Origin of the sequence: Alkalibacterium sp. f15 (genome assembly GCF_049389645.1) — a bacterium.
GTDB lineage: Bacteria > Bacillota > Bacilli > Lactobacillales > Carnobacteriaceae_A > Alkalibacterium.
In genome coordinates this window covers 402,748-424,315 of sequence record NZ_CP186540.1, presented here as the reverse complement: position 1 = coordinate 424,315, position 21,568 = coordinate 402,748, and the positions used below count along the sequence as shown (strand labels likewise).

The 21,568-nt window shown below is 35.7% G+C and carries 19 protein-coding genes; 16 read left to right on the top strand and 3 right to left on the bottom strand.

What is annotated here, in order from left to right; all coding sequences use genetic code 11:
* The first annotated feature begins 1 nt into the window (after position 1).
* The 6 genes from ACO1PF_RS02145 (at position 2) to ACO1PF_RS02120 (ending at position 8,838) form a co-directional block, all read left to right on the top strand.
* Positions 2–2,113: a PBP1A family penicillin-binding protein gene (locus tag ACO1PF_RS02145; RefSeq protein ID WP_423189733.1), complete on the top strand. Its 2,112-nt coding sequence runs from the start codon at positions 2–4 to the stop codon at positions 2,111–2,113.
* Between the two features lie 105 nt (positions 2,114–2,218).
* Entirely contained in the window at positions 2,219–2,560 is a 342-nt protein-coding gene (locus ACO1PF_RS02140) for a YlbF family regulator (RefSeq protein WP_423189732.1), read from the top strand.
* Between the two features lie 87 nt (positions 2,561–2,647).
* Positions 2,648–3,880 carry a metallophosphoesterase family protein gene (locus ACO1PF_RS02135; RefSeq protein WP_423189731.1) on the top strand — a complete coding sequence of 411 codons (1,233 nt, stop codon included), beginning with the start codon at positions 2,648–2,650 and terminating at the stop codon, positions 3,878–3,880.
* Positions 3,870–6,695 carry an AAA family ATPase gene (locus ACO1PF_RS02130; protein ID WP_423189730.1) on the top strand — a complete coding sequence of 942 codons (2,826 nt, stop codon included), beginning with the start codon at positions 3,870–3,872 and terminating at the stop codon, positions 6,693–6,695. The genes ACO1PF_RS02135 and ACO1PF_RS02130 overlap by 11 nt, the downstream gene beginning before the upstream one ends.
* Positions 6,679–7,644, top strand: a complete 966-nt coding sequence (locus ACO1PF_RS02125) for a 3'-5' exoribonuclease YhaM family protein (RefSeq protein ID WP_423189729.1) — start codon at positions 6,679–6,681, stop codon at positions 7,642–7,644. The genes ACO1PF_RS02130 and ACO1PF_RS02125 overlap by 17 nt, the downstream gene beginning before the upstream one ends.
* A gap of 156 nt (positions 7,645–7,800) precedes the next feature.
* Positions 7,801–8,838 (top strand): peptidylprolyl isomerase, encoded by a 1,038-nt coding sequence (locus ACO1PF_RS02120; protein ID WP_423189728.1) that lies wholly within the window; start codon positions 7,801–7,803, stop codon positions 8,836–8,838.
* A gap of 107 nt (positions 8,839–8,945) precedes the next feature.
* Here the strand turns inward: ACO1PF_RS02120 and ACO1PF_RS02115 are convergent, their stop codons facing one another.
* Together ACO1PF_RS02115 and ACO1PF_RS02110 are read right to left on the bottom strand one after the other, a co-directional pair.
* Positions 8,946–9,293 (bottom strand): YtxH domain-containing protein, encoded by a 348-nt coding sequence (locus tag ACO1PF_RS02115; RefSeq protein WP_423189727.1) that lies wholly within the window; start codon positions 9,291–9,293, stop codon positions 8,946–8,948.
* 15 nt (positions 9,294–9,308) lie between these two features.
* Entirely contained in the window at positions 9,309–9,734 is a 426-nt protein-coding gene (locus ACO1PF_RS02110) for an HIT family protein (protein WP_423189726.1), read from the bottom strand.
* A gap of 138 nt (positions 9,735–9,872) precedes the next feature.
* On the opposite strand from ACO1PF_RS02110, the gene ACO1PF_RS02105 reads away from it, so the two are divergent.
* From ACO1PF_RS02105 to trmB, 5 genes are all read left to right on the top strand, one after another.
* Complete coding sequence (locus ACO1PF_RS02105; RefSeq protein ID WP_423189725.1) at positions 9,873–10,613, top strand: ABC transporter ATP-binding protein; 741 nt, start codon at positions 9,873–9,875, stop codon at positions 10,611–10,613.
* On the top strand, positions 10,610–11,830 hold the full coding sequence (locus tag ACO1PF_RS02100) for an ABC transporter permease (RefSeq protein ID WP_423189724.1): 1,221 nt from the start codon (positions 10,610–10,612) through the stop codon (positions 11,828–11,830). The genes ACO1PF_RS02105 and ACO1PF_RS02100 overlap by 4 nt, the downstream gene beginning before the upstream one ends.
* Positions 11,827–12,687 (top strand): D-amino-acid transaminase, encoded by an 861-nt coding sequence (dat, locus tag ACO1PF_RS02095; protein WP_423189723.1) that lies wholly within the window; start codon positions 11,827–11,829, stop codon positions 12,685–12,687. Before ACO1PF_RS02100 ends, dat begins: the two co-directional genes overlap by 4 nt.
* Positions 12,688–12,821: 134 nt before the next feature.
* Positions 12,822–13,613 (top strand): phosphotransferase, encoded by a 792-nt coding sequence (locus ACO1PF_RS02090; RefSeq protein ID WP_423189722.1) that lies wholly within the window; start codon positions 12,822–12,824, stop codon positions 13,611–13,613.
* A 60-nt stretch (positions 13,614–13,673) separates the two neighbouring features.
* Positions 13,674–14,318, top strand: a complete 645-nt coding sequence (gene trmB / locus ACO1PF_RS02085; protein ID WP_423189721.1) for a tRNA (guanosine(46)-N7)-methyltransferase TrmB — start codon at positions 13,674–13,676, stop codon at positions 14,316–14,318.
* Between the two features lie 68 nt (positions 14,319–14,386).
* Here trmB and ACO1PF_RS02080 read toward each other — a convergent pair whose 3' ends face one another.
* A complete protein-coding gene (locus ACO1PF_RS02080) occupies positions 14,387–14,740 on the bottom strand; it encodes a hypothetical protein (RefSeq protein WP_423189720.1) in 354 nt (117 codons plus the stop codon).
* 149 nt (positions 14,741–14,889) lie between these two features.
* Here ACO1PF_RS02080 and pepA point away from each other — a divergent pair, with 149 nt between their 5' ends.
* The 5 genes from pepA (at position 14,890) to polA (ending at position 21,505) form a co-directional block, all read left to right on the top strand.
* Positions 14,890–15,978: a glutamyl aminopeptidase gene (gene pepA, locus ACO1PF_RS02075; protein WP_423189719.1), complete on the top strand. Its 1,089-nt coding sequence runs from the start codon at positions 14,890–14,892 to the stop codon at positions 15,976–15,978.
* 39 nt (positions 15,979–16,017) lie between these two features.
* Entirely contained in the window at positions 16,018–16,623 is a 606-nt protein-coding gene (ytpR, locus tag ACO1PF_RS02070) for a YtpR family tRNA-binding protein (protein WP_423189718.1), read from the top strand.
* 35 nt (positions 16,624–16,658) lie between these two features.
* Positions 16,659–17,240 (top strand): hypothetical protein, encoded by a 582-nt coding sequence (locus ACO1PF_RS02065; RefSeq protein ID WP_423189717.1) that lies wholly within the window; start codon positions 16,659–16,661, stop codon positions 17,238–17,240.
* A gap of 120 nt (positions 17,241–17,360) precedes the next feature.
* On the top strand, positions 17,361–18,689 hold the full coding sequence (murC, locus tag ACO1PF_RS02060) for a UDP-N-acetylmuramate--L-alanine ligase (RefSeq protein ID WP_423189716.1): 1,329 nt from the start codon (positions 17,361–17,363) through the stop codon (positions 18,687–18,689).
* 152 nt (positions 18,690–18,841) lie between these two features.
* Entirely contained in the window at positions 18,842–21,505 is a 2,664-nt protein-coding gene (gene polA, locus ACO1PF_RS02055; RefSeq protein WP_423189715.1) for a DNA polymerase I, read from the top strand.
* Positions 21,506–21,568: the final 63 nt, after the last annotated feature.

Sequence of the window (21,568 nt, the reverse complement as noted above, 5' to 3'; positions counted from 1 at the left end):
CATGACAAAATATAAAATAAAAGAAAATTTAAAACTTTATATCGATCGAATAATTAAATACAGTACTCCGAGGCTTAAGCGGTTTTTCATCATTTTAAAAAGAAAATGGAAAAAACATCATTTAACGAAAATTCTGATTCTTTTTATGTTGATTATTTCTCTCGGTTTTAGTGTTTATTTAGCGATACTAGCTAAATCGGCGAATGTTAATTCATTACATGCCGGTTTGGCACAATCTACCTTTATTATTGATGACAATGGAGAAGAAGCGGGTACTTTGTATGCTCAAAAAGGGACATTTATAGAAATCGGCGCCATGTCTGAGAATATAGCAGATGCCGTAATAGCGACCGAAGACCAGCGATTTCATTCGCATAGAGGATTCGATCCCATTGGCTTGGGTAGGGCGGTGGTCGGGTATGTCATCAACAGAGGACAAATTGTTGGCGGGGGAAGTACCATTACGCAACAATTGGCTAAAAATGCCTATCTGTCAGCGGATCAGACAATCATGAGGAAACTGAAAGAACTATTCCTGGCTATAGAGATCGAGAAAAATTACAGTAAAAATCAAATTTTAGAAATGTACTTGAATAATGCATACTTCGGAAATGGTGTCTGGGGCGTGGAAGACGCAGCAGCAAAATACTTCGGTAAGTCGGCTCAAGAAATTACTGTGCCAGAAGCAGCGACTATTGCTGCTATGTTAAAGGCACCAAGTCATTATAACCCGCTGGACGATTATGAACGATCGATAGAGCGAAGAAACGTAGTGTTGAGATTGATGGAAGACACTGAAGTGATTTCAACTGAAGAAAAGACTGCCTATCAAGAATCCAGTTTAACTTTAGTGGATCGCTATGACCGAGAAGACGGTTATCGTTATCCTTACTACTTTGATGCAGTGACCAGGGAAGCGAAAAACCGATATGGTATAGAAGAAGAAGATCTGCTGAATAATGGTTATACCGTTTATACGTCGCTAAATCAGATCCATCAGCAGCAGATGGATGCAGTTTACAAAAATAACGATTTGTTTGAATCAGCTGAAGACGGCACGTTAGCGCAAAGTGCCTCTGTGGCTTTGAATCCAAAAACAGGTGGTGTAACAGCGGTCGTCGGTGGTAGAGGAGACTATACTTTCAGAGGGCTGAACAGAGCCACACAAAGTAGAAGACAACCCGGATCGGTGATAAAACCATTAGGTGTATATGCACCGGCATTAGAAGAAGGGTACAGCCCTTATTCCATGTTAGTGGATGAAGAACTAACTTATGGCGAGACAAACTACAATCCGACCAATCTGTCAGGAACTTATCAGGGGGAAGTACCCATGTATGAGGCTTTATCTGATAGTTTGAATGCACCGACAGCATGGCTGCTGAATGAAATAGGTATCGATAAAGGGATAAAAAAACTCGAAAGATTTGGTATAAAAGTAGCCGATGACGAGAGAGAATTAGGAGCTATCTCTCTTGGTGGAATGAAAACAGGTGTATCACCATTACAAATTGCTAGTGCTTACAGCGTTTTTCCGAATGACGGTCTAAAAGCGGATCCGCATTTCATTACAAAAATAGTGGATGCAACAGGAGCTATCATTGTAGACAATACAGAGGTTAATTCAGAAAGGGTGCTATCTTCAGATGTATCAAATCAGATGAATAGTATGCTGCTCAGTGTCTTTGAATCGGGTACGGCTAGAAATAATCAACCAAATGGATATAAAGTGGCTGGTAAAACAGGCACGACTCAATCAGAAAATGGGGTCGGTGCTACAGACCAGTGGATAGTAGGCTATACACCAGATATCGTTGTGGCGAGCTGGACTGGATTCGATGTTAATGATAATTCATTGACGACATACAGCTCACAAGGCATCGGGATGGTACTGAAAGCTCAGCTGGAAGGGATACTTCCTAATACCGAGCAATCCACATTTTTAGTGGAAGAGGCGGGCGAAGGATATCAGGAAGAAGAACCTTCGATCTTCGACCAGTTTACAGGTGGAATAGATGATGCCGGTGAAATGATCAAAGAAGGCGCGTCACTATTCAAAAACAAAACAAGTGAACTATTTGAACAATTCAGAAACAGATCAAAAAATGACTAGGTAAAGCAAAAAGATTCTTTTCTGGAATCTATTTTATATTCATGCTACACTTATAAAGAAAGAAAAAACGTTCGTTTAAAGAACGGAAAATGAAGGGATGATAGTATGTCCGTAAATATTTATGACACGGCTAATCAATTAGAACAAGACTTAATAAAAACTGAGGAGTTTCAAAAATTGGATGCGGCTTTTAAAGCTGTAAAAGAAGATGAAGAAGCAAATCGAGTTTTCAACGAGTTCAGAGAAGTTCAACAAACGATTCAACAAAAACAAATGAGTGGCGAAGAAATATCAGAAGAAGAAGCTCAACAAGCTCAAGAAATTTCTGGTAAAATTGGTGAAAACGAGACGATCACAAACCTATTAGAAGCTGAAAAACACGTAGGACAGATGATTGATGATATTAACCAAACAGTATTAAAACCTGTAAGAGAATTATATCAATAATTAATTTGAAAAGGACTTACTCTTGGAGTGGGTCCTTTTCCTAAAAACTTTAAAGAACATACGTGCCCAACAAAGGATGGATTTAAAATGGTTCGATACATACATGCGGCTGATCTACACTTAGACAGCCCCTTCAAGGGTTTGAAAAATATGCCTGAAGCCCTTTTTGATAAAATCAAGGCATCAACATTTGATTCTCTACGAAAGATCGTGGATGTGGCAATACACCATCGTGTGGACTTTGTACTAGTTGCAGGGGATGTTTATGATATAGAGGATCGGAGTATCCGTGCACAGGTATTATTAAGAAAAGAACTTGAACGTTTAAATGATGCTGATATCAGCGTATACCTGATTCACGGAAATCATGACTATATAACTAATGACGAATTGCATCTATCGCTTCCAAAAAATGTAGAGGTATTCGGTCCGGAAGTTGAAACCAAAATTCATGAGACAGCCAATAAAGAATCTATAGCCATCAGCGGTTTTAGTTATGATCGAAACTGGGTCGAAGACAGAAAAATAAAAGACTATCCCTTACGCAATAGGACAGTCAATTTTCACATCGGTCTGTTGCATGGATATTTAGAAGGGCAAAACACAGAGCATGCCCGTTATGCGCCATTTACTCTCACTGAGCTCAAAGAAAAAAATTATGACTATTGGGCTCTGGGGCATATTCATAAGCGGCAGCAGTTAGGACAGGAGCCTTTAGTCTACTATAGCGGAAACACCCAAGGACGTCACAAGAATGAACAAGGAGAAAAAGGTTGTTTACTTGTAGAATTAACTAACACTAATGAAAAAGTGACGTTTATACCCACCGCGGATATAACCTGGCAGTCTGTTACTCTAGATGTCACTTCCTATCAAGCGATAAACAAAATATTTGAAGATGTAAAAAAAGAATTAACAAAAGATCACTATAAAAATTGTCTTGTTGATCTAACTCTGGAAGTATCTGAAAATATACCATCATCCGTAATGAGGAAACTGGACGACGACGACTTTTACCAAGCGTTTCAACAAATCGAAACGACTTCATTTGTTTATATTGCTTCACACAATGTCTTAATACGAAGAGAAGAATCACGTTTGTTGTCGTTGGAAAGTTCTTTTCCAACTGCCTGGAACAAAGCTTTAGCAGATGTAAAAAAAGAGGAAGTTTTCCAAACATTGACCCATGAATTATTTTCAATGCATACTTATGCTAAATACAGTGATGAAAATAACGAAAAGTACAGAAATGACATTATTACAGCAGCAGAACGTTTGCTGCTCCAAGATTTAGGGGACGCGATGAGTCATGATTATTAAAAAAATAGTTATATATGGGTATGGTCAATGGATCGATACAGAATTTGATGTTCAGGCACCTTTCCATCTTTTTTTTGGAGAAAATGAAGCAGGGAAATCTACTCTAATGTCATTTATTCATAGCATTTTCTTCGGTTTTCCTACAAGACATAGTTCTTCAAGCCGTTATGAACCAAAAGAAAGCAGCCGCTATGGGGGTAAAATAATTATTCAAGACAAACGCTTCGGAGAAGTGAGCATTGAACGTGTCCTGGGGAAAGTGACGGGTGATGTTGTTGTCCAGTTTGAAGATGGTACGACAGGTGACGAAACGGTTTTAAGTACGCTGTTTCATGGTAAATCAAAATCTTTTTACGATAGTATTTATTCGTTTGATCTAAAGGGCATAGAAGATATTCAAGAATTGAACGAAGAACAATTCAATCGCTTTTTCTTGAGTATCGGTGCCTTGGGTCATGAGAAATATTTGAAACAAGCAGATTACTATCATTCACAGGCGGGGAAATTATTTAAACCGATGGGAAGAAAGCCGATAATCAACCAAATACAAATGAAATTAAAAGAAAAAAAACACGTGCTCGATTCGGCTAAAGAAAACAATGAATCATACGTCAAGCTAATTGAAGATGATTTAGCCAAGCAGGATCAATTGAAAAATATGGAATCGAAATTAGAAAAGACCACTGAAGAGTTAAACAACCTTAATGAACTATCAAAATATAAGGAAACGATTGAAGAAATCCAAACCATAAAAAATAGGTTAGAAGAATTACCTGATTTAAATTTACCAGAAGAAGGCTTGTATCAGTTAAAGCAATTTTATAGTGATATCGAAACGCATCAGCAAAAGATAAATGATTTGCAAGATAAGCAGAAAACGCTCCAGCAGCAGTATAAACCCTCAAAAGAGTTAGTTATGTATCAACAAAACGAAGAAGAATTAACTGTTTTTGAAAAGAATATGGATGTTTGGGAGGATAAGGTTCAAGATTTACAATTGAAAAGGAAAGATTTGTCTAACATCAAACAAATGATAACAGAAACAAAAATCAGAGAAGATATTTCTCTTGCTGACCCCCTCCCACAAACACTAATACCTGGCGACAAGGAATACCTGAAAAACACTCATAATAGGATATTAGAGCTTGATAATAAAATCACTGCTTTAGAGGAGAATGAAAAAGCCTTGCTGTATCGTATCAATATTAATGACGATATGATAGACAACATAGAGGCCCAATTATTGCCTCTTACAAGATTTAATGAATTAACTGAATTAGATAAGAAAACAAGTGACACAGACAATCAAAAGAATACAAAGTCATTTATTATACCGCTTACGGTGACTTTAACTGTTTTAATTAGTTTATATTTTTACACATTCAATCCTTTATACAGTTTTGGTTTAATTACATTGAGCCTCATATTATTTTATTTTTCATTTCGTACTGATAAGAATGGTTCAGACCGTTTTTCTCAAGAACAACGAAATCTCTTGTACCAACAAAAAAACTTGAGGAACCAGTGGAAAGAACTATTAGCTGCAAATGACGACTATCAATCAAATAAAGAAGAGACTGTCATGAAGTTAGGTAACATTAAGAACACTAAACGTTCAATTGACGAAGATTTTGAGTATTGGAAACAGAAACATAATTATTCAGATAATATAACAATTTATTCGGTTTTGGATAAGCTGGAAATATATGAAGGTTTAAGAGAATTACTTGAAGAAGAGTCTGCACTAACTCATCATACTGAGAGCACTTTAAGAGATCTCAACAAGCGATTAAATTCTTTCGAACATTTATTTACGCGAACCTTCATAGCAGAAGATGTGGTAGAAAAATTTAAAGAAGCGAAGAGTATTTTCAGGGAAATAAAAAGAGAACAACGAGAATTAAAAGAGTACATCAAAGAAACTGATGCAGTTCAACATGAAATCAATTATTATGTACAAAAAGTGAATGAAATAAAAAGGTCGAAGCGACGATTTTTCGAATCACTAAATACGACGAATCAAGAAGAGGTGTATAGTCTCTATACTACTCAAAAAGAAAAGAACGATAAAGAGACGAGATTATCTTTATTAGTGGAAAAACTTCCCGTCCGAGACGAACCTCACTTAAAAGTGCAGCTGAATCGTTTGGATGAGAAAATGATGAAACTTAAAATACAACAACAGCTATATACAACGGAGCAGAAAGATATCATGAAAGAAATGATGGAAATAGAAATGCAAATTAAGCGGTTAGAAGATGGCGGCACATATACTGAGCTTCTTCAAGCGTATGAGAATGAGAAGAGTTATTATCAAGAAGTGGTAAACGAATGGTCGATACTTAAGTCGGCTGCAGGCATAATTGAGAAAACCTTGCATCATGCAAAAGAAGACAAGTTGCCACATACTTTATCTATTGCTGAATCCTTTTTTAGTTATCTGACAAGCGAAAAATATCAGCAAATCATTTTCGATGAAGATAACTTATTTGTCATCGATAATAATGGAAATAAATGGAGCAGTGAGGACTTATCACGAGGCACAGTAGAACCATTATATATAGCCTTGAGATTAGCGTTTATTAAAGCCACAAAAGATAGTATTCAATTCCCGATTTTGATTGATGATCCGTTTGTTAATCTTGATTCCTTGCGTGTGAAGAAAATGTATGAACTTTTGACTAGCTTTGATAAAGATATTCAGTTAATCTATTTTTCTTTTGATCAACGTATTCACTCTTTTATTGAAGATGATAATTGCGTATACTTAAAAAAAGGCCGATTAGGAGAGATGAGTTATGAAAAAAATATATGACTATCAGAAAGATGAACAAGTAAATCTGCATGTATTAATTAAGTCTGCAGAAGAAAAAGTTACGCGAACAAACAAGCCATATTTGTCTTTCATTTTTCAGGATACTAGTGGAGAAATAAGCGCCAACTATTGGGATATAACAACCGAAGATAGAGAGGTTTTTAAGCCCGGGACTGTAATCAAGCTAGAGGGAAAAAGAGATGAATACAAAGGAAGTCCTCAGATACGCATCAATTCTATTCGACCCGCCAAAGATGATGAAACAAACAATCCTGAATTATATGTTGAACGGGCCCCGGTCAATAAAGACAAAATGGTAGAAGAGTTTAATCATGCGCTATTTGACATTACAAATGCCAACATGAATCGAATAGTAAGATTCATTATGAAAAAATATCAGCACGACTTTTTTCAGAGTCCGGCTGCGAAAACGAATCATCATGCTTTTATGGGTGGGTTGGCTTATCATACCATTAGTATGCTGCGCATTTCTCGGTCTTTATCTGAACTATACAGCGATCTCGATGTGTCCTTATTATTTTCGGGTATCATTTTACACGATGTAGGAAAAGTAGTGGAATTAAGCGGACCTACCGCAACAGAATACACACTTGAAGGTAAATTGATCGGTCATATTGTCATGATCAATGAAGATATAGTCCGAGCTTGCAAGGAACTGAAAATCGATGAAGATCATGAAGACGTTTTGTTGCTCAAACACGTCGTTTTAGCTCACCATGGTGAACTTGAATACGGTTCCCCAGTAAGACCCTTGATTCCTGAGGCAGAAATAATTCACTATATCGATCAGATCGATGCAAAGATGAATATGATGCACACAGCACTCAGAAAAACTGAGCCAGGTGAATTTTCTGATAAGATATGGGCCATGGACAATCGATCGTTTTATAAAAAAAACTATGAAAATCCATCCTCACAGTCTTCATAAAAACGAATGTTTAATGAAGAGTCCGTGAAAGAAAAATTCTTTTTCATTTATACGTTTTCATTTTTATATAACCTGTGGTATATTTATTTGAGTACCGAGAGTTAATGATTTAGTAATAAAAAATCAAACAAAATAATAGGATGTGTTTTAGTTAATATGAAAAAATGGTTAGTAGGCGCAATGGCTAGTTCGGGTTTGTTATTAGCTAGTTGTTCAAGTAGTCCAGAAGTAGCTTCAACTGAAGCTGGAAGAATACGTGAAGATGATTTATACGAACGTATGAAAAATGAACCAACTGAAAGTGGCATGTCATATGGAGAACAAATGCTTCAACAGATTCTGCTTGAAGATATTCTTGAAAATGAATTTGGAGATGCCGTTTCCGATGAAGAAGTAGATGCTGAATTTGAGGCGGAAGCTGAACCTTACGGGGGAGCTGAAGCATTTGAAGAAATGTTAACGGCACAAGGTTTAACTTTAGATGATGTAAAACAGAATATTCGTACCTCTTTATATGTAAAAGAAGCTATTCTTGCACATACTGATATGACTGAAGAAGATGTTCAAGCTGCTTATGACGAATACCTAGCAGGTGAAACAGTTGCTCATATTCTTGTTGAAGATGAAGAACTTGCCCAAGATATTATTGAACAATTGAATGATGGGGCGGACTTTGGTGAGTTAGTGGCTGAACATTCAATGGATACAGGCACGATTGCAACCAATGGTGAGATGGCGTTAGAACCAGATCGTTTCGTACCAGAATTTGAAGAAGCAGCTATGGAACTTGAAGAAGGCGAAATCACTGAAGAAGCTGTAGAAACAGAATATGGTTACCATGTAATCAAAAAAGTTCAAAAAGGAACACTTGAAGAAGAACGCGAGAATATTGAAACGATGATCATTGACGGTTATATGCAAGATCAACAACTTGTTCAAGAAGCTATCAGCAATCTCGTTCAAGATGCTAATGTTCAAATAACAGACGAAGAACTTTCTGGTGCTATGCAACAATTTATGGACATGCCCGGAGTAGAAGAAACGCCCGAAGGAATGGATATTCCTGAAGGAACAGAAGAAGGCATGGATACTCCTGAAGAACCAGAAGAAGGAATGGACAATCCTGAAGAAACAGAAGAAGATCCGGAAACATCAGAAGAAGATATAGAAGAAGAAACTTCTGACGAAGAGTAATTTTTAACCTAAAAACACCTTTCCATCTACTAGCTCAGTCAAGAGCCTGTGATGAAAAGGTGTTTTTATTAGGATATAAAATAATTGATACATGCTATCTTAATATATTAGGCGTTTATATTGGAAGCTGTATCTTCAACTACAGTTTGAATTTTTTCTGATTTCTCTTGTATTCGTCGTAAGCGAGGTTCTGCTTCATGCTGAAACTCTTTAGCGATAAGCTGCATTTCATCCATAAAATCATTTTGAACGAATGATATTTCAGTCGTTAATTGATTAATAGAACTTTTTAAGTCATTCACCTTATCTGAGACATCTTGAAGATGGTCAGATGTTTCGTCAACATAATTTTTTAGAGCTTGCTGATTTTCCTTACCTGATCGCGGAGTTTTGATTAAACCATAAATACCTCCAGCGACTAAGCCAGATAAACTGCCTAGTAGAAAATGTTTCATTTAAATCCTCCTCTATTATTTCAATTCTTTTTTAATTGCTGCCATGATTTGATCCAGCTGTTCTTCTGAATAGTCATCAGTATGTGTTTCCCATTTCAAGCCAAAACCATCACCCTTATCGTATCTAGGAAGCAAGTGGATATGGCCGTGAAACACACTTTGAGAAGCAATTTCTTCGTTGTTCATTAACACATTCAATCCTTTACAAGTAGGATCGAAACCTTTGACCGCTCTAGCAATTTTCGGTATTTTTGAGAACACTTTAGCGGCTAAATCATCTGAGTAATCTAAAATGTTCCTTACATGTTCTTTGGATATGACCAAGGTATGTCCTTTAGTGACTTGAGACATATCCAAGATAGCTATAACATCGTCATCTTCATAGACTTTACGAGAAGGGATGTCTCCTTCGATAATTTTACAAAAAATACACTCGCTCATATTATCCCTCTTTCACTCATTTTGTATATCATCATTTTATCATATAATAAGGTTAAATAATAAAAAGAAGCCTAAAATCATTTTAGGCGGTCTAGATATGGTAAAATAATTACATTATACGTAGGAAGGAACATATTAATGAGCCTTAAAATTGAAAATGTAACAGGCGGATACAGTCGGATGCCTGTTTTAAAAAATATCTCCTTTGATTTGAATGACGGGGAATTGATCGGCTTAATTGGTTTAAATGGTGCGGGTAAAAGCACAACAATCAAACATGTAATTGGATTGATGGAACCTTTCGAAGGCCAGATAAAACTGGATGGCAAAACATTGAAAGAAAATCCTTCATTATATAGAAAAAAAATAGGGTTTATCCCCGAAACGCCTTTGCTGTATGACGAGTTGACGCTTAAGGAACACATTGAGATAACCGCAATGGCATATGACGTAGACATTTCTGTAGCAATGGATAGAGCTATACCATTATTGGAGAAGTTTCGTTTAACTGATCGTTTAGAATGGTTTCCCAGTGATTTTTCTAAAGGTATGAAACAGAAGGTAATGATCGTGTGTGCGTTTATTATTGACCCATCTCTTTACATCATCGATGAACCCTTTTTAGGTTTGGATCCGATAGCGATAAGGGACTTGATTCAAATGATGGAACAGAAGAAACGAGAGGGTGCCTCCATACTGATGTCTACTCATGTGTTAGCTAGTGCAGAAAGAATTTGTGACAGATTTGTCATCATAGATAATGGAGAAATTTATGCTAAGGGGACATTAATTGAGTTGCGAAAAGAATTCGGCATGCCTGAAGCCAGTTTAGATGAAATGTATACACAATTGGCGGACAGGGAAGGATTTTTAAAATGACGATCGATGGGTTGTTTAGAAACAGGCAATCATATTATTATAAAAACCTGGGTAAATATTTAAAATATGTTTTGAATGATCATTTTGTCATTTTACTACTTGTATTGGGAGGAGCCACGGGTCTAGCGTATCAAAATTATTTGGAGTCAGTGCAGGTAGAGGCCTTGCTTCCCAAAGTGATTTTATCCCTGGTTATTATACTTGTTATTTTTTCCGGGAATATAAGGACGCTGGTGAAACCAGCAGATGCCGTTTTTCTTTTGCCAAAAGAAAAAGAATTTAATCTTATAATGAGAAAAAATCTCGTATACAGCTTAATATTTCATGTCTTCTACACAATAGTAATCGGTTTTTTGTCTGTGCCTTTACTTATCGGTATAGAGCAAATGGAACCAGATAATCAGATTATCTGGTTATTGACACTTGTGTTCTGGAAAGTAACTCATGGTATTCATTCGTATTATTCTTTGAAGCAGCATCAATTAGAAACCAGTAGAAACATTCGGTATGTTATCAATGTTATATCTCTGACAGGGATACTCACTAGTATATTTATTTCAGTCTTCATTGGTTTTTTTATAGCATTAGCTGCATTAAGTATCTTTTTCTTGTATGTTTTTATTTACACTCGATCTCAGAACTGGAATTGGGAGTCTCTTATTGAAACTGAACAAAGACGCACACAAAAAATATACTCAATCATCAACATGTTTATTGAAACACCTTATTCTAAACATAAAGTAAAAAGACTTAAATTTTTAGATTTCTTTTATACTTTTTCTGTCTTCAATCAAAATCCGGAAATATATTTTCTGTCAAGAATGTTTATCAGAAATTATAATTTCAGTGGACTCTATCTGAGGTTGGTTTTAATTGGAGGTATCGCTATATATTTCTCAAATAACTGGATTATTAATAGTGTTATAAGCGTTTTGTTTTTGTATCTCATCGGGTTCCAACTAATACCAATGAGGCAAGCTTTTAAAAAAACAGTTTATTTTAGATTGTATCCTAATACAGATACTGATAAGATTAACACTATTCAAAAGTTATTAGTCATATTGTTAGTGGGGAGCACAATCGTTTATAGTCTAGCTTCAATCAGTAGTGGATGGTTCACGATGACTGCGCTGCTGGTTATAAATATCATGTTTATCTATTTATTTGTATACGGTTATCTACCCAGACGTTTAAATAAAAAGGAGAAATTTTCATGAAAGTCATTTGGGATAATAAGATTGTAGATAGAGAAGAAGTCAAGATAGACTTTGAGGATAGAGGATACCAGTTTGGTGATGGTATTTATGAGGTCATCAGAATTTATAATCATATGTATTTTTGCTTAGATGATCATATTGATCGTTTCTTTTCGAGTGCGAAAAAAATAGAAATGAATGTGTTACAGTCTAAGAATGAGATAAAAATGTTGATTACTGCTCTCTTAAAAGAGTCAGGAATTAAAACAGGTAATTTATATATACAGATGACGCGAGGTAATGCTTCTCCGAGAGATCATACGTATCCTTCACAGGACGTTAAACCTCTGTTGACAGGTTCTATCACAACGGCTGAAAGAAATCTTGAGCAACTGCAAACGGGGATCAAAACAATTATTACAGAGGATATACGCTGGCTGAAATGTGACATAAAAATGATTTCTTTATTAGGCAATATCATGTTAAAACATGAGGCGCATAAACACAATGCAGACGAAGCTATTCTTCATAGAAATCAAACTGTAACAGAATGTTCATCTTCAAATGTAGCAATAGTAAAAGACGGAGCTATTTACACACATCCTGATGGTAACCTGATTTTACCCGGGATTACAAAAGTAGTTTGGAGAAATTGTGCTAAGAAATTGAATATTCCTGTGTATGAACAAGCATATAGCACTGCTGACTTATTAAAAGCTGATGAGGTGTTTTGTTCAAGTACCACGATAGAAATAATGCCGGTGAATCAAGTGGATAATCAGTCTTTCACTGTGCTTAAAAGCAATTCAATTGTCAAAAGACTGCAGGAGTGTTATAAGATCGAAATAGTGCAACAGTGTGGCAAATTAACAAATTAAATGAGTTGGTTTTTCTCAAGAAAATAAAAAAGAACATGCATGCGCTTGACGATGCGTTATTTTCTTTCTACAATAGAAGGTGCATCAATGTATTTACCATTGTTTGACTAAAGATTAAAAAGGATTGAGTAAATATGGAGTTGGAAAGAGAATCGGGGTGGCAATTACATCCTATCGGTGGAGAAACAGGTCAAGCATATATGGGGACAAGAAATGAAGAACGATTATTTTTAAAACGTAATTCTTCTCCTTTTTTAGCCGCCTTATCCCTAGAAGGCATTTCACCTAAACTGGTGTGGACAAAAAGAACGGGTAACGGAGACGTCTTAACAGCACAAGAATGGTGCAGCGGAAGAACACTTCATAAAGAAGAAATGCACATGTCGAATGTGCTTGATATTATTCGCAAGGTCCATTATTCTCAAAGTTTAAAACGTATGTTGATGAGGCTTGGCGGTAAAGTTTTTAATCCATCTGATTTTTATAACGATTCGCTTTCTGACTTAGCTACTGATCTTAGAACTCATCCCTTAATAAGAGAAGCCATCATTTATTTGAAAGAAAACATGCCTGAAGAAACAAGTAATGATAATAAAGTTGTATGCCACGGAGATATTTCACATAAAAATTTACTGTTGTCTAATGAAAATCATCTATACTTAGTTGATTGGGATTCAGTCATTATATCGGATTCTTGTTACGATATGAGTCAGTTGATGGAACGCTATATACATCCTGACAGCTGGGATAAATGGTTAAACTCTGATGACCTTTTGAATGGGGATATTTCAAAAGATAAAATCTATTGGTATGCTCTTTTAAATATTTTAAATGATTTGAAAAGTAATCATAAAAAACAAGATTATATCCGGATGAACAATGAGTTAATTAAGTTAAATATTACAATAAAGCTAATTAAAACTTAAAAAAGGGTCAGATTTTCAATCTGACCCCTTTTTTATTGAATAGAATGAAGGAGAATGAGAATGAGATTACGTCATAAACCCCATGCGATAGATAAATTAGAAGAATATTCTCAATATGTCGTTAATGATCCCGGAGAAATTAAGGGACATTGGCAGAAACGATTCGTTAATGAAAACCCAATTCATATTGAAATTGGATGCGGAAAAGGCCAGTTTATAATGGAGATGGCTAAAAAGTATCCTGCGATCAATTTTGTAGGTGTTGAGTTACTATCGAGTGTTATCATAGCGGTTCTAGAAAAACAGATAGAAGAAGACTTGCCGAACGTGCAGTTGTTGCAGGTGAATGCGAGTGATTTAACGCACTATTTTGAAGAAGATGAAATAGATCGCATTTATTTAACTTTTTCAGATCCTTGGCCAAAAAATCGTCATGAAAAAAGACGATTGACCTACAAAAATTTTTTAGCTGTATATGAAACCATTCTAAATACGAATGGTGAGTTGCATTTTAAAACAGACAATCAGAAATTATTTGAATATTCTTTAGTTAGCTTCTCTAATTATCCTGTGAAGCTCAAGGAAGTTTATCTCGATTTGCATCGAAGTGATGTTAAAGATAATGTTATGACAGAGTATGAAGAAAAATTCTCTAACAAAGGTAAGCGAATATACAAAGCTGTTCTGCAATTTCCAAAAAAATAATCTATATAATATTAAAAAGCCAAATTGTCCCTAAGAACAATTTGGCTTTTTAATATTATAGACGGCGATTATACGCGATATATATCAATAATACTACCTGAATATGCATCAGCAATAAATTCATACTGAACTAACTTGTAGTCCTCATAACGAGAAATACCACCGTAGTATACATCCGTTTTATGAGCGAATTTTTTCCAAGGTACTTTTGTTAACTCTATCCAAGATCCATCTAGTGTGCCTTCTTTAAGAAATTCTTTTTTTACATCTTTTAATATATCATCTGCTTTTAAAGCTTTGTTTTTACTATATTGCTTAAATGACAGCATACCAAGAAGAAAAAAGAACGCAAGAATGATTGAAAGAAGTGTCCATTCTTGAGAAGAATAATTTGACCATTTCATTTTTTTCGATTGAAACACAGTGACTCCTCCTTTACATTTATAGGTTAGCTCTATTTTATCACACACGCAGATGAAGTGTAATAGAAAAGGAAAGTTTAAAATTAAAGGATATTTTGTGTATAATAATAAAAGACAGGTCAATACATATAGTGAAAGGATTATAAATTATGAATATGGACCATAAAAACTCAAAAACTAAAGAGCTAATTAAAAAGACGACTGAATTACAAGGAACAAGTGGATTTGAACATACAGTAAGAGCCTTTATGCGTGAAGAGATGAAACCGTATGTTGATGAAATTGATTATGATGGATTAGGTGGAATATTCGGTGTAAAAAAATCTTCTCAAATGGATGCACCTAAATTGATGATTGCTGCTCACATGGACGAAGTGGGTTTCATGGTGTCAGCTATTACCAAGAAGGGTTTGATCAAAGTATTGCCATTAGGTGGTTGGAATCCTTATGTTGTGTCAGCTCAAAGGTTTACACTTCAAACGAGAAAGGGGAATTATCCAATTGTATCATCTTCTATCCCACCTCATTTACAAAAAAATGGAGACTCAGCCAAGCCAGCTATCGAGGATATCTTGTTTGATGGTGGATTTGAATCTAAAGATGAAGCGGAAGAATACGGTGTGAGACCTGGTGATGCCATTGTTCCTAAAGTGGAGACAGTTGAACTAGCCAATGGCAAAGCATTTTTAGGGAAAGCATGGGACAACCGCTTTGGTGTGACATTAGTGCTTGAACTACTTGAGAAATTAAAGGATGATCTTTTACCTAATACACTTATTGTCGGCGCTAATGTACAGGAAGAAGTGGGCTTGCGTGGAACAAAGGGTGCGGTAAGAAAATTCGATCCTGATGCATTCATTGCGGTTGATTGTTCACCGGCTGATGATTTAAACGGAGATGAAGAAGCTTTTGGACGTTTGGGTGAAGGATTCTTGTTGAGATTTCAAGACCCGGGAATGATATTGTCAAAAGAAATGAAAGATTTCTTGCTGGATACAGCCGATACTCATAATATTCCCTACCAGTATTTCGTTTCAAAAGGCGGAACCGATGCAGTAGCGGCTCATCAGCTAAATGAAGGCATACCTAGTGCAGTGATTGGCGTCCCGGCAAGATATATCCATACGCACCAGTCATTGTTTAGAATTGATGATTATGAGGCGGCAAGAGAAATGGCCTATCAGGTCGTGAAGTCGTTTGATCGTTCCGTTTTAGAAACGTTAAAGCTCAATAAATAATATACATTAATAATATAAACACTAAAAGGAGAACGCGATATGTTTGTAAGTACGTATAATAATAATGGTTTAAAAGATACACTGATGATTTTATTCGAGAAAAGTGAAAGTGATGTTCAAGAAGCCAACAAGTCTGGTGATTTGGTGGAAATCAAAAATAAGGAAACAAATACTATTGTAGGTTACAATCTATTCAACGCTTCGACCCATTTAAAAAATCTAACCAATGGTCCTGTTACGTTATCAGAAGAAAATATTGAAATACTGAATGATTTAATCAAAGAAGCAGCTTTCGAAAGAAAAATTGAAGCAGCAAGTGGTTCAAATTTCGTTGTAGGTTTTATAAAAAAATGCGAACCTGTAGAAGGATCAGATCATTTAAGTGTTACACAAACAGAGATAAATGATGGCAAAGAAGTGCAAATTGTTTGCGGAGCAAGCAATATTGCGCAAGGACAAAAAGTCGTTGTTGCCAAAGTAGGAACAATAATGCCAAACGGTTTGATTATATGGCCGGGTGAACTAAAAGGAGTAACCAGTGAAGGAATGGTCTGCTCTGCAAGAGAACTTGGCTTGCCTCAAGAATCTGATGGCATTATGGTTCTGGATGATGACCTAGAGACCGGAACAGACTTTAAATTATAATCTGATTGTTTTAGCTAAGACGAAGGAGGGAAACGATGACTTCTAAGTATACAGATTTTTTTGAAACGACGCATAAAAATGAAGAAAGTCATAAAAGCAAAAAAAAGAAGCAAGTTTCTTTTGACGACTCCTATTCACTTCCGAAATATGTGAAAAGTAGAGAAGATGTAGAAAAAGGCTTTAAGGAATATTTGACTGATAAAGAGGAAGATAGACGAAGAGGATATATTTCTCCTCCTTTTGAAGTGAGTAGAGTACCTTCTCCTATTTATGGCTATCACAAACCAAAAAAAGAAATAAAAAATAAGTTGAATTACGATAAATTAAAGGCAGACATGAAAAAAGAGAAAAAAGATTTTATTGTATATGAAAAACACGTAACAGAAGAACTGGAAATTTTATGGCGTGAAAGCACGTCTCAAAGAACAGAAGAGGTCCGCAAATCAAGGAAAAAGGTTGTACCTCAAATTAAATCAATGAAATTGACAAAAAAATCGTTTGGATTGAATCGGACACTTGCTGCAATAATGGAAGAAGAAAAAAGTGGAAATAACAATGAAAAACGAAATGTACCTGGCTTGTTTAATTATAAAGATAAGTCACAATCTGAAAATTAGCTGCTTTATTAACGTGTTTTAACATTAATAATGTATCACTAGCTTTTTTTGTCTATTTGCCATATAGTATATTACGATGTGAAATTAGCATGTTAGAGATAATTGGAGGCCTTTTTTATAATGAATCAAGAAACACTATATCATTTCGTAGGAATTAAAGGATCAGGTATGAGCGCTTTGGCGTTGATTCTTCAAGACAAGGGATTTAAAGTTCAAGGTTCTGATGTGAAGAAATACTTTTTCACTCAAAAAAATCTGGACGAAGCAAATATCCCAATGTTTGTTTTTGATAAAGATAATATTAAAGAAGGCATGACTATAATTGCCGGAAATGCTTTTCCGGATTCACATGAGGAAATCGTTCGCGCTAAAGAGTTAGGTCTTACTGTAAAAAGGTACCATGATTTTCTAGGAGAACTGAGTAATCAGCACACTAGCATCGCTGTCACAGGCTCTCACGGGAAAACAAGTACCACAGGCTTGCTCGCTCATGTACTAAGCGGTATTAAAGATACAAGTTATTTGATCGGTGATGGAACGGGTAGTGGTGTGAAGGACGCTAAATACTTTGTCTTGGAGGCCTGTGAGTATAGAAGACATTTCTTAGCCTATGCAACGGATTATGCCATCATTACAAACATTGATTTTGATCATCCAGATTATTATGAAAGCATTGAAGACGTTCAAGATGCTTTTCTGGAATTTTCACAACAAATAAAACAAGCGATTTTTGCTTGTGGAGATGATATGAGATTGCAACGATTGCACGCATCTGTGCCTATCGTTTATTATGGTTTTGATGAATACAATGATTTTCAAGCCAAAAACATTGAACGCTCTACTCAGGGTTCTGGTTTTGATGTTTACGTTCGAGGAGATTTTTATGGACGCTTTACTATTCCATCATTTGGTAAACATAATATCCAGAACGCTTTATCAGTCATCGCTCTTGCTCATTATGAAGGACTAGATCAGGATAAAGTCAAGGAACGGTTAATGTCATTTGAAGGTGTTAAAAGACGTTTCACTGAAAAAAATGTTATGGATACGATAATTATCGATGATTACGCTCATCATCCTACTGAAATCAGAGCAACCCTTGATGCAGCTCATCAAAAGTATCCTGATAGAGAAATCGTTGCAGTATTCCAACCACATACATTCAGTCGAACGATTGCTTTGCTGGATGAATTTGGGGAAGCTTTAGATTTAGCGGATGCAGTATATTTATGTGATATATTTACATCAGCCAGAGAACAAGATGGTAAAGTGACAATCAAAGACTTACTCGATAAGACAGAAAAAGGTAAAGAAATATTGACTGAAGAAGACATGTCACCGCTTTTGAAACATAAAAATCAAGTTGTTATATTTATGGGAGCAGGGGACGTAGAAAAATTTGAACATGCTTTTGAACGCATTTTAAGCCAGTCTCAAGCTATCAATTAAACCTTTAGAGAGAAGGTACTTATGAGCAGTCTACTTAAACTACAACGTGCTGTATTGGTTGAAGTAGTGACAGCTCTCAAGTACGTTCTCTTTTTCTATCACCGAAAGTTTGATATTATAGTCGTAGGATGGACAACTAGGAGTGAAGTATATTGACAGAAAATAAAAAACTGCTTTTAATTGATGGGCATAGTGTGGCTTTTCGAGCATTCTATGGATTACATAGTCAAATAGAGAGCATGAAAAACAAAAATGGTTTACACACAAATGCGTTATATGGCTTTCATAACATGCTGGAAGTAATTATGGGCAAGGAAAAACCGACACATGCATTAGTCGCTTTTGATGCTGGAAAAACTACTTTCAGACACGAGTATTTTGAAGAGTACAAAGGTGGTCGTTCCAAAATGCCTTCGGAATTTGCTGAACAAATTCCGTATTTGAAAGATTTATTGGAAGGCTTTGGACTTAAAAGTTACGAATTAGACAATTATGAAGCCGATGATATTATCGGGACATTGGCAAAAGAGGCCGAAGCAAATGGGTTTGATGTCGTAGTATTGACAGGCGATAGAGACTTAACTCAATTAGCTACCGATCATGTACGCATAGATATCACTAAAAAAGGTGTGAAAGATTTAAAAGAACATACCAAAGATTCCATAATGGAAGAAATGGGAATCACGCCTGACAAGATAGTAGACATGAAAGGTCTTGCCGGCGATGCCTCAGACAACATTCCAGGAGTTACCAAAATAGGCGAAAAGACAGCTCTGAAATTGCTCCATGAATATGGCTCAGTCGAAAATCTATATGAGAATATTGAAGATATGAAGAAATCAAAACGTAAAGAGAATCTGATCAATGAAAAAGAAACGGCCTTTTTAAGTAAAAAACTGGCAACGATCGATAGAGATGCACCCGTTAAAGTTACATTGGATGAATTAGATTATGACGGCCAAAATATGGAAGCTCTTATTTCCTTTTACAAAGAAATGGATTTCAATGCACATTTAAAAAAATTAGATACATCTAAATACATGGAAGAATTAGCTGAAGATGTCGAAGAAGTGAACTATACATTTGTAGATAAAATCAACTCATCGATGTTTACGGATGAAATGGCTCTTTATACAGAATTATTGGATGAAAATTATCATCATGCTGAGATTGTTTCCATAGCCTGGGGGAACGATGAATCAATTTATGTAACCGATACTGAAACTGCTACTCAATCGGACTTATTTAAAGATTGGATAGAAGATGAAAGTAAAAGGAAAAGAGTATATGATGCTAAACAGACATTTGTTGCTCTTAACAATAAAGGCTTGAAAATCAAGGGTATTTCTTTTGATATTATGTTGGCTTCTTACCTTTTGACAGCCGAGGATAGCAGTAGTGGTGATGTGTTTGATGTTGCTTCTAAACATAATTATCCAGGTGTTTCACCGGACGAAATGGTCTACGGCAAAGGCAAGAAGATCAAAGTGCCAGAAGACCATACCTTGATGAATGCTCATTTAGCCAGAAAAATTTTAGCCATTCACGATTTGTCAGAAACGCTGAATGAAGAGTTGAAAGAGAATGAACAAGAAGATTTATTGAAAGAAATGGAACTGCCGCTTGCCATGGTTCTAGCTGAAATGGAAATCCAGGGGATTACAGTAGATGCCAAGCGACTAGAAACGATGCGGGTAGAATTTCAAAAGATATTAGATAATGTTGAACAAAGAATATACGAAGAAGCTGGAGAAGAATTCAATATTAAATCGCCTAAACAACTGAGTGTTATCTTGTTTGAGAAAATGGGTTATCCAGTTATTAAAAAAACGAAAACAGGCTACTCAACTGCTCAGGACGTTTTAGAAAAATTAAGAGATCAGGCACCAATCGTCAAATTCATTTTGGAATACCGTCAAATTTCCAAGATTCAATCCACATATATTGAAGGGTTATTGAAAGTGATCGATCCAAAAACCAGTAGGATACACACACGTTATTTACAAACGGTTGCGCGTACAGGCAGATTGAGTTCAGTCGATCCTAACCTTCAAAACATTCCTATCAGATTAGAAGAAGGCAGAAAGATCAGACAAGCCTTTGTGGCCAGAGAAAAGGGATGGAAAATATACGCGTCTGATTATTCCCAGATCGAACTTCGAATCCTTGCGCATATTTCTAAAGATAAAGAGTTGATCAGAGCGTTTAATGAGGATGAAGATATTCATATGACAACAGCTATGAGAGTCTTTGGTATTGATGATCCATCAGAAATAACACCTAACATGCGTAGAGATGCTAAGGCAGTCAATTTTGGTATCGTTTATGGTATCAGTGATTATGGTTTGTCTCAGAACTTGAATATTACAAGAAAAGAAGCGAAAGTATATATTGACACTTATTTTGAACGTTTTCCTGGTGTGAAAAACTTTATTGATGATATTATTCGTGAGGCTAAAGAACAAGGTTATGTTGAGACTTTGTTTCACCGAAGACGTTACCTGCCAGATATTAATTCGAGAAATTTCAATCTTAGATCATTTGCTGAACGCACAGCTATGAACACACCTATTCAGGGAAGTGCAGCAGATATTTTGAAAATGGCTATGATTGAAATGAACAAAAGAATTAAAGAAGAAAACTTAAGAGCTACGATGCTACTGCAGGTTCATGATGAACTCATTTTTGAAGTGCCAGAAGATGAGATCGACAGGATCGAACAACTTGTAGATGAAGTTATGGAAAACACAGTGCAGCTTGCTGTTCCATTGAAAGTAGAAAGTAGTTATGGAGATAGTTGGTACGACGCTAAATAATCAGTATAAAAGGAGCGAGAGATATTCTCGCTTCTTTTATTGAGTCTAATATGTTAAAGAAAG